Annotated in this window: 17 protein-coding genes; 7 read left to right on the top strand and 10 right to left on the bottom strand. The window is 58.0% G+C overall.

Features of this window, described 5'->3' with window-relative positions; all coding sequences use genetic code 11:
• The first annotated feature begins 91 nt into the window (after nucleotides 1-91).
• Nucleotides 92-997, top strand: a complete 906-nt coding sequence (locus tag NQ012_RS05455; RefSeq protein WP_257066607.1) for an ABC transporter permease — start codon at nucleotides 92-94, stop codon at nucleotides 995-997.
• Entirely contained in the window at nucleotides 994-1,788 is a 795-nt protein-coding gene (locus NQ012_RS05450) for an ABC transporter ATP-binding protein (protein ID WP_257066605.1), read from the top strand. The genes NQ012_RS05455 and NQ012_RS05450 overlap by 4 nt, the downstream gene beginning before the upstream one ends.
• 211 nt (nucleotides 1,789-1,999) lie before the next feature.
• Here NQ012_RS05450 and NQ012_RS05445 read toward each other — a convergent pair whose 3' ends face one another.
• The 9 genes from NQ012_RS05445 to NQ012_RS05405 all read right to left on the bottom strand — a co-directional run bounded on the left by NQ012_RS05445 (nucleotide 2,000) and on the right by NQ012_RS05405 (nucleotide 8,034).
• Complete coding sequence (locus tag NQ012_RS05445) at nucleotides 2,000-2,632, bottom strand: 7-carboxy-7-deazaguanine synthase QueE (RefSeq protein ID WP_257066603.1); 633 nt, start codon at nucleotides 2,630-2,632, stop codon at nucleotides 2,000-2,002.
• The gene (locus tag NQ012_RS05440) at nucleotides 2,629-3,000 is read right to left on the bottom strand and encodes a DUF1304 domain-containing protein (RefSeq protein WP_257066601.1); all 372 of its coding nucleotides are present in this window, start codon (nucleotides 2,998-3,000) and stop codon (nucleotides 2,629-2,631) included. Before NQ012_RS05440 ends, NQ012_RS05445 begins: the two co-directional genes overlap by 4 nt.
• Nucleotides 2,988-3,425 carry a 6-carboxytetrahydropterin synthase QueD gene (queD, locus tag NQ012_RS05435; protein WP_257066599.1) on the bottom strand — a complete coding sequence of 146 codons (438 nt, stop codon included), beginning with the start codon at nucleotides 3,423-3,425 and terminating at the stop codon, nucleotides 2,988-2,990. The genes NQ012_RS05440 and queD overlap by 13 nt, the downstream gene beginning before the upstream one ends.
• Nucleotides 3,426-3,491: 66 nt before the next feature.
• Nucleotides 3,492-3,992, bottom strand: coding sequence for a DUF1543 domain-containing protein (locus tag NQ012_RS05430; protein WP_257066597.1), 501 nt, complete (start codon nucleotides 3,990-3,992; stop codon nucleotides 3,492-3,494).
• Nucleotides 3,993-4,019: 27 nt separating this feature from the next.
• A complete protein-coding gene (queC, locus tag NQ012_RS05425; protein WP_257066595.1) occupies nucleotides 4,020-4,688 on the bottom strand; it encodes a 7-cyano-7-deazaguanine synthase QueC in 669 nt (222 codons plus the stop codon).
• A 140-nt stretch (nucleotides 4,689-4,828) separates the two neighbouring features.
• Complete coding sequence (grxD, locus tag NQ012_RS05420) at nucleotides 4,829-5,137, bottom strand: Grx4 family monothiol glutaredoxin (protein ID WP_085365051.1); 309 nt, start codon at nucleotides 5,135-5,137, stop codon at nucleotides 4,829-4,831.
• A gap of 124 nt (nucleotides 5,138-5,261) precedes the next feature.
• Complete coding sequence (argC, locus tag NQ012_RS05415) at nucleotides 5,262-6,305, bottom strand: N-acetyl-gamma-glutamyl-phosphate reductase (protein ID WP_257066593.1); 1,044 nt, start codon at nucleotides 6,303-6,305, stop codon at nucleotides 5,262-5,264.
• Between the two features lie 124 nt (nucleotides 6,306-6,429).
• Nucleotides 6,430-7,584: an NnrS family protein gene (locus NQ012_RS05410; RefSeq protein ID WP_257066592.1), complete on the bottom strand. Its 1,155-nt coding sequence runs from the start codon at nucleotides 7,582-7,584 to the stop codon at nucleotides 6,430-6,432.
• Between the two features lie 87 nt (nucleotides 7,585-7,671).
• Complete coding sequence (locus NQ012_RS05405; RefSeq protein ID WP_257066591.1) at nucleotides 7,672-8,034, bottom strand: hemerythrin domain-containing protein; 363 nt, start codon at nucleotides 8,032-8,034, stop codon at nucleotides 7,672-7,674.
• 78 nt (nucleotides 8,035-8,112) lie between these two features.
• Here NQ012_RS05405 and NQ012_RS05400 point away from each other — a divergent pair, with 78 nt between their 5' ends.
• From NQ012_RS05400 to NQ012_RS05385, 4 genes are all read left to right on the top strand, one after another.
• Nucleotides 8,113-8,565, top strand: a complete 453-nt coding sequence (locus NQ012_RS05400) for an Rrf2 family transcriptional regulator (RefSeq protein WP_257066589.1) — start codon at nucleotides 8,113-8,115, stop codon at nucleotides 8,563-8,565.
• A gap of 273 nt (nucleotides 8,566-8,838) precedes the next feature.
• Nucleotides 8,839-9,756 carry an energy transducer TonB gene (locus tag NQ012_RS05395; protein ID WP_257066588.1) on the top strand — a complete coding sequence of 306 codons (918 nt, stop codon included), beginning with the start codon at nucleotides 8,839-8,841 and terminating at the stop codon, nucleotides 9,754-9,756.
• Between the two features lie 92 nt (nucleotides 9,757-9,848).
• Entirely contained in the window at nucleotides 9,849-10,508 is a 660-nt protein-coding gene (locus tag NQ012_RS05390; protein ID WP_257066587.1) for a MotA/TolQ/ExbB proton channel family protein, read from the top strand.
• A 3-nt stretch (nucleotides 10,509-10,511) separates the two neighbouring features.
• Complete coding sequence (locus NQ012_RS05385; protein WP_257066585.1) at nucleotides 10,512-10,946, top strand: ExbD/TolR family protein; 435 nt, start codon at nucleotides 10,512-10,514, stop codon at nucleotides 10,944-10,946.
• A 247-nt stretch (nucleotides 10,947-11,193) separates the two neighbouring features.
• On the opposite strand, the gene mnmC is transcribed toward NQ012_RS05385, so the two are convergent.
• On the bottom strand, nucleotides 11,194-12,831 hold the full coding sequence (gene mnmC / locus NQ012_RS05380) for an FAD-dependent 5-carboxymethylaminomethyl-2-thiouridine(34) oxidoreductase MnmC (RefSeq protein WP_257066584.1): 1,638 nt from the start codon (nucleotides 12,829-12,831) through the stop codon (nucleotides 11,194-11,196).
• Nucleotides 12,832-13,034: 203 nt separating this feature from the next.
• On the opposite strand from mnmC, the gene pyrF reads away from it, so the two are divergent.
• Nucleotides 13,035-13,772, top strand: coding sequence for an orotidine-5'-phosphate decarboxylase (gene pyrF / locus NQ012_RS05375; RefSeq protein ID WP_257066583.1), 738 nt, complete (start codon nucleotides 13,035-13,037; stop codon nucleotides 13,770-13,772).
• The last annotated feature ends 63 nt before the right edge of the window (nucleotides 13,773-13,835 follow it).

Below are 13,835 nucleotides of genomic sequence, written 5' to 3'. Positions count from 1 at the left end.
TAAACGATTGGCCAACCGCAAAGGTTGGCTGATTGTGTTTTCAGACGGCCGTCTGAAAACACAGGCAACCTGAAAGAAAGTTTGACCAAACATGAGCTTGATTGCTTTTTTCGGCGGTATCGAAGCCGGCCTGATTTATGCGCTGGTGGCGCTGGGCGTGCTGATTTCGTTCCGCATTCTCGATTTCCCCGATCTGACTGCCGACGGCAGCTTCCCTTTGGGCGCGGTGGTGTTTGCCGTATGCGTGGGTTCGGGTGTCAACCCGTGGCTGGCCTGCCTGGCCGGTGCGGCGGCTGGCGCTTGTGCGGGCATGATAACGGCGTGGTTGAACGTGTCGTTGAAAATTCTGCCGCTTTTGGCCAGCATTTTGGTGATGGTGGCGCTGTATTCGGTTAACCTGCGGATTACCGGCGGCACGCCCAATATTCCGCTGATCGGCGCACCGAGCGTGTTTGAGCCGTTTGTGGCCGCCGATTTCAGCAACCAGTTTTGGGTGCAGCCGCTGATTATCGCCGGCTTTGTGGTCGTCGCCAAACTGCTGCTCGATTGGTTTTTCAACACCAAAACCGGTTTGGCCATGCGCGCCACCGGCGTAAACGCACGTATGGCCAAGGCGCAAGGCGTGGCCACCTCGAAAATGGTGGTGCTCGGCATGGCGATTTCCAATGCCCTGATTGCTTTGGGCGGCGCGCTGTTCGCCCAAACCACGGGCAGCGCCGATTTGGCCAGCGGTATCGGCACCATCGTTATCGGTTTGGCGGCGGTGATTATCGGCGAGAACCTGCTGAGCAGCAAACGCATTATCTTTATCACGCTGGCCGCCATCGTGGGCGCGCTGGTGTACCGCCTGCTGATTGCTTTTGCCTTGGGCAACGAATTTCTGCAAAGTTTGGGCGTGCGCCCGACCGATTTGAACCTGATTACCGCCGTGCTGGTGGTTATCGCCCTGCGCCTGCCGGCGGTTAAACGCTCGCTTACAAGGAAAACCACATCATGATGCGCGCCGATAATTTGAAAGTAACCTTTAATGCGGGCACACCGATTGAAAACCCCGCCATGCGCGGCATGAGCCTGCATATCCGAGACGGCGAATTCGTTACCGTTATCGGCAGCAACGGCGCGGGCAAATCCACTTTTCTCAATGCCATCAGCGGCGATTTACCGGTGGACAGCGGCAGCATCCGTATCGACGGCCAAGACGTTACCCGCCTGCCCGCGCACAAACGCGCCCATTTGGTGGCGCGCGTGTTCCAAGACCCGCTGGCGGGCACCTGCGAAGCGCTGAGCATCGAAGAAAACATGGCGCTGGCGTATTCGCGCGGCCGCAAGAGAGGCTTGAAGTTTGCGTTGAACAAGGCCAACCGCGAGCTGTTTCGCGAAAAGCTCGCCGTGTTGAAACTCGGTTTGGAAAACCGCCTCACCGACCGCATCGGCCTGCTTTCGGGCGGCCAGCGCCAAGCTGTGAGCCTGCTGATGGCCAGTTTGCAGCCGAGCAAAATCCTGCTGCTCGACGAACACACCGCCGCACTCGACCCGAAAACCGCCGCTTTCGTGCTGGAGCTGACCGACCAGATTATCGCCGAAAACAAACTGACGGCGATGATGGTTACCCATTCCATGCGCCAAGCCCTCGACCACGGCAGCCGCACCGTTATGCTGCACCGCGGCAAAGTGGTGCTGGACGTTGCGGGAGAGCAGCGCGCGGGCATGGATGTGCCCGATCTGCTGGATTTGTTCGAGCAGACCCGCGGCGAGAAAGTGTCGGACGATGCTTTGTTGCTGGATTGAAGCGGGGCATGGTGGATAAACAGGCCGTCTGAAGGGTTTCAGACGGCCTGATACTTTTTTAAATTCAAAAAAACACCGCTAAAAATTATTTACCATTACACCCGGGTCGGATGCAAATATCTGCTGTTTCTTTCCAATCAATAAGATACTCGGGTCAAGCCCGAGTATGACGGCGATCGGGTGTTTCAGACGGCCTGTTTTTTCCGCCGCCCTATTCAATCCCCGCCCATTTGTGCGTCTGCACGCTCAATTGCCAATGCACGGCGGCATCGGGGCGGCTGTTTAACAGGCCGATTTGGCGGATGGTGTCGTAGATATTCATTTCGCCGTTTTGCTCGCAGGGCGAAAGATAATAATGCTCGGCACGGATTTTCTGCTCCATCGCCGCGCAAAACGCCAGCACGTTACCATCGGCCACAATGCGCACTTCGTCCGCCTGTTTGATGCACTGCTGTTCATACTTGGCCGCATAGCAGGCTTTCGGGCTGGCGGCCACATAATCGATTTGCGGCGGCGCGGGATTCAACCCGTTGGTTTCGATGTACAGCCGGTAGCCGGCCGATTTCAAGGCATCGAGCAACACTTCCAAATGAGGCTGTATGGTCGGCTCGCCGCCGGTGATGATGATGTTGCGGGCGGTATAACTTTTCAGACGGCCTAAAATATCCGCCAGGCTCATCATCGTGAACGTGAGGTAATCGGTGTCGCACCAGGCACAGGCAAGATTACATTTGCCCAAGCGGATAAACACGGCGCTCATGCCGGTGTTGTAGCCTTCGCCTTGCAGGCTCTCGAAAATTTCGACGATGCGGTATGCGGGGTTTTCGGGGCGGATTTCGGTCATGCCGCGCCCCACACGGCCAGAAACGCCAACAGTGCGGGCAAGCCCTGTTTGATGAGAATCCCTTTGTTTGAGGTAACGGCTCCCCAAAGGGCGGCGGTTATCACGAAGCCGAGAAACAGCAAGGTGGCTTCGGTGCCGGCGTTTTCCGGCGCGAAAAACTGCGCCCATACGATGCCGGCGGCCAGAAAGCCGTTATACAGCCCTTGGTTGCTGAACATCACCTGCACGCGCTTTTGCTGCATAAATTCCTCGGGCAGGCCGAAAATGCGCGCGGTTTGCGGGCTGGGGATTTTGCACATTTCGAGATACATAATATAAAAATGTTCGGCGGCCACGATTAAGGCCAATACGGTTGCTAAGGTTTGCATGGTTTAGTTCCTTCATATTCGGCGCACGAGGCGGGCGTTTCCCACAGTTTGACGCTGCACACGGGCAGGCCGGCGGTTTTCAGACGGCCGTAAATTTCCACGCTCAGGTTTTCGGCGGTGGTGCGGCGGTTTAGGCGCAGGGTTTTCATCTGCCAGCCCTCCAGCAAGGCGGCGATTTGGCTTTCGCGCGCGTTGCCGCCGTGGTAGATGAAGGCATGGTCGAACGGCTCGATAACGGTTTGTTTGACAATGGTTTTCAAGTCGGCGAAATCCATTACCATGCCCGCTTTGGCGCCTGCTTCGATCAGGCTGTCTGAAACGGTGATTTCGAGCGAATAAGTGTGGCCGTGCAGGTTTTGGCATTTGCCGTCGTGGCCGTCGAGCATATGGGAGGAATCGAAGGTGAAGATTTTGGTGATTTTCATAGGCGGCTTGCGGATGCCTGTCTGAACTTTTTCAGACAGGCATTTTTTAATGTTCTGATGGTGGAATTAAATCGGCAGATAACCTTGGAAACCGATCTCGGCGGCCTTGCCGTCAGGATTGCTTTCCAAGCGGATGTAAAAGCCGCCGATTTCGTTTAGTTCCAACAGGTTATCGACATCTTTCAGGTTGTCTTTGTGTTGGTGCAGATAATCGGGCAGCAGTTTTTGCAGGGCTTTCTGTTTGGCTTCGCCGGCGTTTTCCGCCACAAATAAATCAAAGGCGTGCGCTTCCGCCAATCGGCCTGCGACGTAGCCGCCGACATTCACAAAATACAAGCGCAGCGGGCTTTCAGACGGCCTGTCCGACAGTTTGACATCGTAGCCGTCCGCCCAATCCACAACCCGCCAGCCGTCGATATGGATTTTATCCGTATCGCCGAACCAGGCGGCTTTCAATTCGGGCACGGCTTCGCGGTAATCGCTGCATACGGCAAACTGGATGTCGTGTACTTCGATGTTCGAGCGGCCTGCGTTGCCGCCGAGATAAAACATGTGCAACTGCTTCATATGCTTGCTCCTTGTGGATTTATCGGGCTATGCGGTTGGGGCGGCGGCTTTTTGCGCCAAATATTCGGCCAGCCCGCGCTCGCGCAGCACGCAGCTCGGGCATTCGCCGCAGCCGCCCGCCACACCATGGTAGCAGGTGTGGGTGTGTTCGCGGATATAGTCCAAACAGCCTAACTCGTCGGCCAGCGCCCAGGTTTGCGCTTTGGTGAGGTACATCAGCGGCGTGTGGATTTGGAAATCGTAGTCCATCGCCAGATTGAGGGTTACGTTCATCGATTTGATGAAGATGTCGCGGCAGTCGGGGTAGCCGGAAAAGTCAGTTTCGCACACACCGGTAATCAGATGGCGGGCGTTACGGCTTTTGGCGTAGATGGCGGCATAAAGCAGAAACAGGGCGTTGCGGCCGTCGACGAAGGTGTTGGGCAGGCCGCCTGCGGGGGCTTGGATTTCGGCGGTTTCGTCCATCAGCGCGTTGTGGGTGATTTGCTGCATCAGGCTCAAATCGAGAACGGTTTGGCGTACGCCCAAATCTTGGGCGATCCGGCGGGCGCGTTCCAGCTCGATGGCGTGGCGCTGGCCGTATCGGAAGGTGATGGCTTCAACGTTGTCGCTGCCGTATCGGCGGATGGCCTGAATCAGGCAGGTGGTGGAATCCTGGCCGCCTGAAAAGACGACCACGGCTTTTTGAGGGTTCATGGCGGGTTCCTAGTTTTGTTGTCGCGGGATGGATTGCGAACCGCGTGCGGCGAAGGAAAACGGCGATTATAACCGATTAAAGGTTTCAGGCCGTCTGAAAGTGTGTTTCAGACGGCCTGAAGTTTTTAACGGGTTGGAGATTAGGCTTTCAATGCTTCTTGCAGTTCGCCTGCTTCAAACATTTCCATCATGATGTCCGAGCCGCCCATGAATTCGCCGTTGATATACAGCTGCGGAATCGTCGGCCAGTTGCTGTATTCCTTGATGCCTTGGCGCACGGCTTCGTTTTCCAGCACGTTAACGGTAACGAAATCTTCACAGCCTGCGGCTTGCAGAATCTGCACGGCGCGCGAAGAGAAACCGCATTGCGGAAACTGCTTGGTGCCTTTCATAAACAATACCACGCGGTGGGTGGTAACCACTTCTTTAATCTGCTCTTGGATGCTCATGCTCGGTTCCTGAAAGTTATGGGTGTAAAGATAAGATTATAGTGGATTCAATTAATTTCCGATACAAAGGCAGCAACGCCGTAGCGGAAGTTAAGTGAATCCGCACGATACGCGCTTTGCCGGGTTAGGGCAGCAGCGGTGCATTGTGCAGGCCGGCTTTTTCATTGAAGCCGAACATGATGTTCATGTTTTGCACGGCTTGCCCGGCCGCACCTTTCACCAGATTGTCGATAACCGACAACACAATCCACACGTTGCTTTGCGGCGCCTGCTGCACGCTGATGCGGCAGAGGTTGGCGCCGCACACGCTGCGGGTTTCGGGCGTGCTGCCCGGCGGCATGATGTCGACAAACGGGCTGTTGCGGTAGAAGCCGGCCAAGAGTTCGTGGGGGTCGGTGCCTTCGTGCAGGTGCAGATACATGGTGGCCTGCATACCCCGTATCATCGGCGTGAGGTGGGGCACGAACACCAAACCTTCGGCCACGTTGCTTTGCAGAGCGCTGATGGTTTGTTTGATTTCGGGCAGGTGGCGGTGGCCGCCCACACCGTAGGCTTTGAAGTTGTCGCCCGCTTCGCAAAACAGCGTGCCCACGTTGGCTTTGCGGCCCGCGCCGGAAACGCCGGATTTGCAGTCGGCAATCAGCGGCATGTTTTCTTTCAGACGGCCTGCTTTCAATAAGGGCAGAAGGGCGAGGGAAACGCAGGTGGGATAGCAGCCGGGGTTGGCCACCAATTGTGCCCGGGCGATGCCGTCGCGGTTCATTTCGCTCAAGCCGTACACGGCGTGGGCAACGGTTTCGGGGCTTGCGTGCGCCATGCCGTACCATTTTTCCCAAACGGGAATATCTTGCAGGCGGTAGTCGGCCGACAAATCCACCACGCGCACGCCTTGCGCGAGCAGCGCGGGCGCTTCTTTCATGGCCACGCCGTTGGGGGTGGCGAAAAACACCACGTCGCATTGTGCCAAACCGGCTTCGTCGGGCGTTTGGAACGCCAAGTCATACACCCCGCGCAGGCTGGGGAAATAATCGGCTACGGCGATGCCGGCTTCGCTGCGGCTGGTTACGGCGCAAACTTCAACGTCGGGGTGGGCGGCAAGCAGGCGCAGCAGCTCTACGCCGGTGTAGCCGGTGGCGCCGACAATGCCGGCTTTAATGCGGTTGGACATGATGGAATCCTCGGTGGAAGGCGGGTTGGAAAAGGCTTAAGTTTAAAACCATGCAGGCCGTCTGAAAAGGCGGATTTTTTCAGACGGCCTCAAACAAAACAGTCGTTTTAAGCGGCCGGACGCCTCATCCGGCCTTGCCGTCGGCGCGGGGCGAGAGCAGCCACGGGGTATAACGCCAGGCATACAAGAGCAGCGATAAGGCGAATAAAACGGCCGAAAAGCGGATGCCGTGGGTATAGGCCGTGCCGCTTGAAAACGCAACGGCGGCGCGCACCAAAGCGGCGGCAGCCATCAGCCAAAAAGCCGCCGTTACCGATGCGGGCGCGGGGTAGATGGATCTGCCGGTGTGTCCCAGCGCGGTGCGCGCCATCATGCCCACGGTGAGCAGGCCGATGCCGCCCACGCCGGTCAGGTGCACGCCCAAACTCAGATAGGCCGGCTGCCATTGCGCCGCGCCGCTGGCAATCAGGCCGAGCGCGGTAAACAGATAACCCGCAAACAACACCCACAGCATAGGCTCGCGCAACACTTTGCCGTTCCACCAGCGCCACACCTGCACCACATTGATAATGCCCGCCGCCATCGCCGCTACGGCGGCCGCGGGCAGGGCGGTTTGCAGCATCATCAGCACAGCCGCAAGCATAGGCAGCAGCAAAGCCGACAATGCCACCCAAGAGGGCGTGGCAACCTGCGGGATATTCAAACGTTTGGCGGTGAAGAACGGCATAATCCGCATACCCACCAAGCCGATAAAGCCCGCCACCATCATCAGGCCCGCCATCAGGCCGTTAAGCAGGGCGGCGGCGTGAAACGGCTTTAAATAAAGGTGGAACAACGCATGGGTCAGGCCGAACACAAACAGGGCGGCCACCGCGATATAGTTGCGCGAATTGCGGCTGCGGATAACCGGCAAAGCCAAACACACCGCCGCATACCAAAAAAACACCGTTCCCGCGACGCCGCTTAAAGCCGTGCCGTGCGGAAAATACAACGACACCCGCGCCACCAGCCAGCAGGCGACCAAACCCGCCAGCGCGGCACCGCGCGTAGGCGGCTGCCCCGTCCAAGTGGCGACGGCGGTTAACAGAAAGCCCACCACCACCGCGCCTGCATAGCCCCAAATCATTTCATGGGCGTGCCAATAGAGCGAAGGCAGCTCTGCCGTGCCCTGATAACCCAAGCCCCACAGCAGCACCGACAGTGCGCCGAAAATCGCGGCCAGCGGATAAAACGGCCTAAAGGCCATCGCCCACACCGGGCGGTCGAAAAAAGCGTTCATGGCGGTTCCTGAAATAATGTTAAACGGCAGAAAGTTTTCAGACGGCTTACGGCGTGCATGGCAGGCCGTCTGAAAAGTTGGGGGGCTTTACAAAAACGGTTCGGCGGCAGGAAACAGCTCGCGCTCTTCAAAACGGGCGTGGTCGCGCAGCGTGCGCGCAAACCCGGTGTTCCATGCTTCGCTGCCGTATTGCGGCGCGGCGGCCATTGCGCGCAGTTGGCGGTGGTCGGCCTCGAAGCGTGCGCGCAGGGCAGGGTCGAGCTTGGGCCAGAGCGGGGCGAACTGGTTTTCTTCGGCAGAAAAATGCGCCAGCAAGTCAGGCAGGTGGGCTTCGATGTCGGCCTGATGGTTATCGGCGGGGTTGCGCAGAATACGCACGCACAATGCCAGCGAATGATGGTGTTCGCGCGAGCGTTCGATTAAATCGGGGTGGCGTTTCAGCGGTTTCATGGCGTTGCTGCTGGATAATTTTATAAGTTTCATATATTATGAAACTTATCTTGCCGATAAGTCAAACCCATTACGATCATGTATTTAACCCAACACACCGATTACGGCCTGCGCGTGCTGGTTTATACCGCCGTAAACGACGATGCCTTGGCCAATATCGGCACCATTGCCGACACTTACGGCATATCGAAAAGCCATTTGATGAAAGTGGTTACCGCGCTGGTGAAAGGCGGCTTTCTCGACAGCGTGCGCGGCAAAGGCGGCGGCCTCAAGCTCGCCCGCACGCCCGAACACATCAACATCGGCGCGGTGGTGCGCCATTTGGAACCGATGCAGCTGGTTGAGTGCATGGGCGAGAACAACCAATGCCTGATTACCCCGGGCTGCCGTTTGGCGGGCATACTCGGCGGGGCGATGAAAGCCTTTCTGAATTATCTCGACGGCTTTACGCTGGCCGACTTGCTCAACAAACCCATCTACGATCTGCTGTATCTGCCGAAAATTCCCATCTTGGCCGAAAGCCGTTTGTAGCAACGCCCTCGACGACACCCCCTAAGAAGGCCGTCTGAAAATATTTTTCAGACGGCCTTATAGCCTTATAAATATAGGATTCACACGAAGGCATCAATGCGACGCTGTCACGCACTCTGCAAAACCGCATTTGCCGCTTCGGCCTGCTAACTCTTCAAGTAACCTTCATCACTGTTTTTATAGTCATTTATTTATGTAAAAAATCCGGTAATCCGTGTGCGTAAGCATCAAATAAGTTGCAAACAGGAATAATTGCTATTAACATACCAAGCCATGAAAAATGAACGTATTTTAACCCCCACCACGTTCGCGTTGGTGGCTTTTTTACATATCGGGCTGATGGCCTTGCTGTGGCAGGGCAGACCGCCGCAGCAGGTTGAGATGGCGCATATCGAATTCGTCGATTTGGGCGCTTTCGGCGGCGGCGACGGCCAAGCTGAAGGTGCAGGCGCGCCTGCGCCCGAAACGGCAGCACCGCCGCAGCCCAAACCCGAGCCGGCCAAGCCCAAAGAAACGCCCAAGCCCCAACCCAAACCGGCCGAACCGCCCAAGGCAGAATTAAAACCCGTTATCACCCAAAAAGCACAGGCCGATATCCGTCAAACCAAAGAGCCGCCAAAGCCCAAACCGGTGGAAAAAACCAAGCCTGTGCCGGTGGAGAAGCCCGTAGAAAAACCGGTTGAGAAACCGGTGGAAAAACCTGTTGCCGCACCGGTTGAAAAGCCGGCGGCAGCACCGGACAAACCCGCCGCGGCCGGCCCCGCCAGAACCAAAGACGGCACGGGCGACGGCAGCGGCTATGCCAAAATACAGGGCAAGGGTAGCGGTTCAGGCAGCGGCGAAGGCCGTGGCACGGGTAGCGGTTCGGGCAGCGGCAGCAGAAGCGGCGACGGCCACGGCGAAGGCGGCGGCAGCGGTGCGGGCAGCAGCCGCAGCAACCCCGTGAAAGCCAGCGGTTCTATTCCGCGTCCGCCGTATCCGCCGCTTTCGGAAGAAAACGGAGAAGAAGGCACGGTTAGATTAAGGGTGCTGGTGTCGCCTTCCGGCAGCGTTGCCGACGTGAAGGTGGCAAGAGGCAGCGGCTCCGCGCGTTTGGACAGGGCGGCGGCCGGTGCGGCACGCTCGGGCAGCTTCAACAGCGGCGGCAAATGGGTTGAATATGCGGTGTCCGTAGATTTCTCTCTGAACTGATATTTTAAAATGAATATTTAGTGTTGCGGCCGTCTGAAATGCGGCGGTTGCGGCGAAAGATTTTGATTGACTAACTTTTGGAATAAACAGCAATGAATTTAGGATTGGTTTTTGAATCAGGCGATTATGTGTTGATCAGCGTGTTTTTACTGCTGGTGCTGATGAGTATCGTAACGTGGACAGTGATTGTGGTGCGCGCCGTCAAACTCAGCAAGGCTAAAAAAGGCAATGCTGCCGTGAAACCGATGATTTGGAACGCCAAATCGTTGGACGACGCCGTTGCAAAGGCTAAAACCGTAGAGTCGCCGATGAGCGCGGTAACGCTGGATGCCGTGCGCGCACGCGAAAGCTACCGCCTTCACAAAGACAACCAAATCGCCGCCGCCGTGCCGCTGAACGAATATCTTGTGCGCCAAATCCGCAACAGCATGAGCCAAAACCTGCGCCAATTCGACGGCGGCCTGACCGCGCTGGCTTCCATCGGCGCCACCGCCCCGTTTATCGGCCTGTTCGGCACGGTTTGGGGCATTTACCATGCCTTGATTAACATCAGCCAAAGCGGCCAGATGAGTATCGCCGCCGTGGCCGGCCCCATCGGCGAGGCTTTGGTAGCCACCGCCGCCGGTTTGTTTGTGGCGATTCCTGCCGTGCTGGCCTACAACTTTCTGGTGCGCGGCAACAAAACGCTGGCGCAGGATATGGATGCCTTCGCCCATGATTTTCATGTTCAACTGTTAAACCATAAGGATTAAGCCATGGCATTCGGTTCGATGAATTCCGGCGACGATGCGCCGATGGCCGACATCAACGTTACCCCTTTGGTGGACGTGATGTTGGTGCTGCTGATTGTGTTTATGATTACCATGCCCGTGCTCACGCACTCGATTCCGCTGCAACTGCCCACCGCGTCGGAAAACATCAAGCAGGAAACCCAGCCCAAAGAGCCGCTGCGGTTGAGCATTGATGCTGAGGGGGCTTATGTGCTCGGTGCGGAATCCACAGCCAAACTGAGTTTGGAAGAGGTTACCGAGCAGCTCAAACAGGCCAAAGCGAAAAACGCCGATTTAATTGTGGCCATCGCCGCCGACAAGCATGTGGAATACGATTCGGTTGCCCAAGCCCTGCACTCCGCCCGCGAAGCCGGCATCAGCAAAATCGGGTTTATCACCGAAACCGATTCGGGCAAATAACCGTGTTTGGGAAACGGTTGGTTTGAAAGCAGGAAAAGGCCGTCTGAACAGATTTTTTCAGACGGCCTGATTGTTTTTTCAAGACGTTTGGGCCGTCTGAAATATTTAGCTTCGTCATACCCGGGCTTGACCCGAGTATCTCTTTTTCTTCTAAAACAAACAGATGCCCGGGTCAAGCCCGAGCATGACGCAAGTGTTTTAAGGTGTCGAAAAGAATTTTCTACACCTCAGGCTTCATCTGGTTGAATCACGCTTCCGCCAGCAGCGGCCGGCCGCGGATAATCGCGCGGATAACCGTGCGGTTGGGCGAGAGCGCGTTGCGCAGGCGTTGCGACAGCGGATTGGGCAGGCCGAGAATGTCGGCGGCGACGGCGGCGGCGCAGACGGGTGCGGTGGCAAGGCCGCGGCTGCCGTGGGCGGTGTTGATGTAGGCGCCCGGCAAATAGGGGCAGGGCGTGTGGATGCGGTAGTTTTTATCGAGCGCGAGTTTGGCGTAGACCTGCTGCATGGTATAGATGTCGCCGAGTGCGCCCACCAGCGGCAGGTGGTCGGGGCTGTCGCAGCGCAGGGCGGCATGGCCTTGCAAAGATTGTGCGGGGCCGTTTGAACGGGTTTCAGACGGCCTGTCCGGACTCAGGCCGTCTGAAAATAAATTGCCGGCCAGTTTGGCATCCAGTTCGCGCAAGGTGAGGCGGTTGGCTTCGGCATCGCTTGCGCGCCATTCGCTGCCGGTGTCGTGCTGGATAAAGGTGGCGCCGAAGCAGTGCGCGCCCTGCCATGCGGGGCTGATGTAGCCGGCGGCGGAAAGGGCGCAGCGCAGGGCGGAGGAATAGGGTGTGGCGGCGGCCAGGTCGGTTTGGCCGCGGATCAGGCGGTAGGGCAGTGCGGATACGTCGGCTGCGGCGGCCAGCGGGCTGTGCGCGCCCATGCAGTAGATAATATGGCTGCCGCAGAAGGTTTGCGAGGCGGTTTCCACCTGCCATACGCCGTTGCGGTATTCGGCGGCCAGCGCGGGGGTGCGGGTGTGCAGCTCTATCAAGGAGTGGTCGAGCAGGGCGTTGGCCAGTGCGGGCGGGTTCAGCCATACGCCCTGCGGCCAATAAAGTGCGCTTTGTGTGAGGAAGATGCCGGCCAGTTGCGAGGCCGTTTCGGCACAAACGGGGCGGTAGAGGTGGGCGTGGTGGGTTTGCGCCGCCAGCGCCAGATTGCGGCGGGTTTCTTCTTCGTTATGATTGAGATGGAGCACGCCGCTGCCGCCCCAGTTTTCGCGCGTGGGCAGCAGGGCGTCGAGCAGGCGGCGGGTGTGGCCGTAGCCGCACAGCAATAATTCGGTCTGCTCGGTGTTGTGCGGCGAAATCTTGGCATACAGCAGCCCCTGGCGGTTGCCCGAGGCGGCGTTGGCCGGTTCGGCGGCTTCGAGCACGGTAACGGGCAGGCCGTGCTGCGCCAGCGCGCGGGCGGTAGCGGCGCCGGCGATGCCCGCGCCGATAATGACAGCACGGGTTGCGGTGCGCCGTTCGGGTGGTTTGAACCACGGTTTGACGTCGGATGGCGGCAGTTGCGGCACGGCTTCGGTTTGCCATTGCACGGGCTGCGGGAAATGTTCGCCGAGGCGGCGGGCGGTTTCAGACGGCATCAGCCACAAATGCACGTCGGGCAGAATATCGTATAGCGCATTGGCAGCGTTAAACTGAATGCAGCCGAGTTTGCTTCCGATGGCTTGGCTTAGCGCGGTTTCTTGTGCCGAAGGCGTTTCAGACGGCCTGAATGCGGGGATTTCGTTTGCGGGCAGGCACACAACCAAATACAGCGGTTTGGGGTACTGCGCAACGGCGCGTGCCAGCGCCGGTAAAGAAGGCGGGCGGTTCCAAGCGAGGTAGTTCATCTGTCGGGCAGTCTGAAAAAATAAAGGCTGGAATTTTAGCACGCGCTTCGGCCGCATACCGCCCAAGTGCGCGGAAAAGCTGTTAAAATCAGGGCGATTTTATTGTTTCAGACGGCCTTGAGGCGGATTGGGAAAATCTGTCGGTTTGTATAGTGAAACCGCTCCTGCCGCCGTCTGACCCATGCAACCGAACGGAAACCGTTATGAACCCCTTAATCGCCGACTTCAACGCCGAACCTGCACGCGCACCCGTGATTGTGGCGCTGGATTTTGCCAACGAACACGACACGCTCGCGTTTGTGCGCAGGCTTGAGCCGTCTTTATGCCGCTTGAAAATCGGCAAAGAGCTGTTTACCGCCACCGGCCGCCGCTTGGCCGAAAGCCTGATCAACCAGGGCTTCGAGCTGTTTCTCGATTTGAAATACCACGATATTCCCAACACCGTGGCCAAAGCCTGCCGCGCGGCGGCGGAAATGGGCGTGTGGATGGTCGATATGCACGCCTGCGGCGGCCGCCGCATGATGGAAGCCGCCGCCGAAGCCGTGGCCAATCAGGCGCACAAACCGCTGTTGATCGGCGTAACCGTGCTCACCAGCATGGAAGAGGCCGATTTGGCCGAGATCGGCCTGAACGCGCCGGTGGAAGAGCTGGTGTTGCGTTGGTCAAAACTCGCGCAAAGCTCGGGTTTGGACGGCGTGGTGTGTTCCGCCCACGAAGCCGCCCCGCTGCGCCGCGACTTGGGCGAAGATTTCGTGCTGGTTACGCCCGGCATCCGCCTCGATGTGGCGGGCAACAGCGACGACCAACGCCGCATCATGACCCCGGGCCAAGCACTGGCGGCCGGTTCCACCTATCTGGTGATGGGCCGCCCCGTTACCCAAGCCGCTGACCCCGTGGCCGTGCTGCGTGAAATCAATGAGGCCGCACGGGCCGTGCGCTGATTTTTTCAGACGGCCTATACAATATTTCAGCGTTTCAGGCCGTCTGAAACCCAAAGAAACGGA

It is taken from the genome of Neisseria dentiae, assembly GCF_024580525.1.
GTDB classification, from domain to species: domain Bacteria; phylum Pseudomonadota; class Gammaproteobacteria; order Burkholderiales; family Neisseriaceae; genus Neisseria; species Neisseria dentiae_A.
Note: the sequence above shows the minus strand (reverse complement) of the source record. Positions and strands in the feature narration are given on the sequence as shown.

Bases quoted from the DNA above. Each gene is read 5' to 3' on its own strand.
- NQ012_RS05455 (WP_257066607.1), top strand. From the start codon at position 92: ATGAGCTTGATTGCTTTTTTCGGCGGTATCGAAGCCGGCCTGATTTAT.
- NQ012_RS05450 (WP_257066605.1), top strand. From the start codon at position 994: ATGATGCGCGCCGATAATTTGAAAGTAACCTTTAATGCGGGCACACCG.
- NQ012_RS05445 (WP_257066603.1), bottom strand. From the start codon at position 2,632: ATGACCGAAATCCGCCCCGAAAACCCCGCATACCGCATCGTCGAAATT.
- NQ012_RS05440 (WP_257066601.1), bottom strand. From the start codon at position 3,000: ATGCAAACCTTAGCAACCGTATTGGCCTTAATCGTGGCCGCCGAACAT.
- queD (WP_257066599.1), bottom strand. From the start codon at position 3,425: ATGAAAATCACCAAAATCTTCACCTTCGATTCCTCCCATATGCTCGAC.
- NQ012_RS05430 (WP_257066597.1), bottom strand. From the start codon at position 3,992: ATGAAGCAGTTGCACATGTTTTATCTCGGCGGCAACGCAGGCCGCTCG.
- queC (WP_257066595.1), bottom strand. From the start codon at position 4,688: ATGAACCCTCAAAAAGCCGTGGTCGTCTTTTCAGGCGGCCAGGATTCC.
- grxD (WP_085365051.1), bottom strand. From the start codon at position 5,137: ATGAGCATCCAAGAGCAGATTAAAGAAGTGGTTACCACCCACCGCGTG.
- argC (WP_257066593.1), bottom strand. From the start codon at position 6,305: ATGTCCAACCGCATTAAAGCCGGCATTGTCGGCGCCACCGGCTACACC.
- NQ012_RS05410 (WP_257066592.1), bottom strand. From the start codon at position 7,584: ATGAACGCTTTTTTCGACCGCCCGGTGTGGGCGATGGCCTTTAGGCCG.
- NQ012_RS05405 (WP_257066591.1), bottom strand. From the start codon at position 8,034: ATGAAACCGCTGAAACGCCACCCCGATTTAATCGAACGCTCGCGCGAA.
- NQ012_RS05400 (WP_257066589.1), top strand. From the start codon at position 8,113: ATGTATTTAACCCAACACACCGATTACGGCCTGCGCGTGCTGGTTTAT.
- NQ012_RS05395 (WP_257066588.1), top strand. From the start codon at position 8,839: ATGAAAAATGAACGTATTTTAACCCCCACCACGTTCGCGTTGGTGGCT.
- NQ012_RS05390 (WP_257066587.1), top strand. From the start codon at position 9,849: ATGAATTTAGGATTGGTTTTTGAATCAGGCGATTATGTGTTGATCAGC.
- NQ012_RS05385 (WP_257066585.1), top strand. From the start codon at position 10,512: ATGGCATTCGGTTCGATGAATTCCGGCGACGATGCGCCGATGGCCGAC.
- mnmC (WP_257066584.1), bottom strand. From the start codon at position 12,831: ATGAACTACCTCGCTTGGAACCGCCCGCCTTCTTTACCGGCGCTGGCA.
- pyrF (WP_257066583.1), top strand. From the start codon at position 13,035: ATGAACCCCTTAATCGCCGACTTCAACGCCGAACCTGCACGCGCACCC.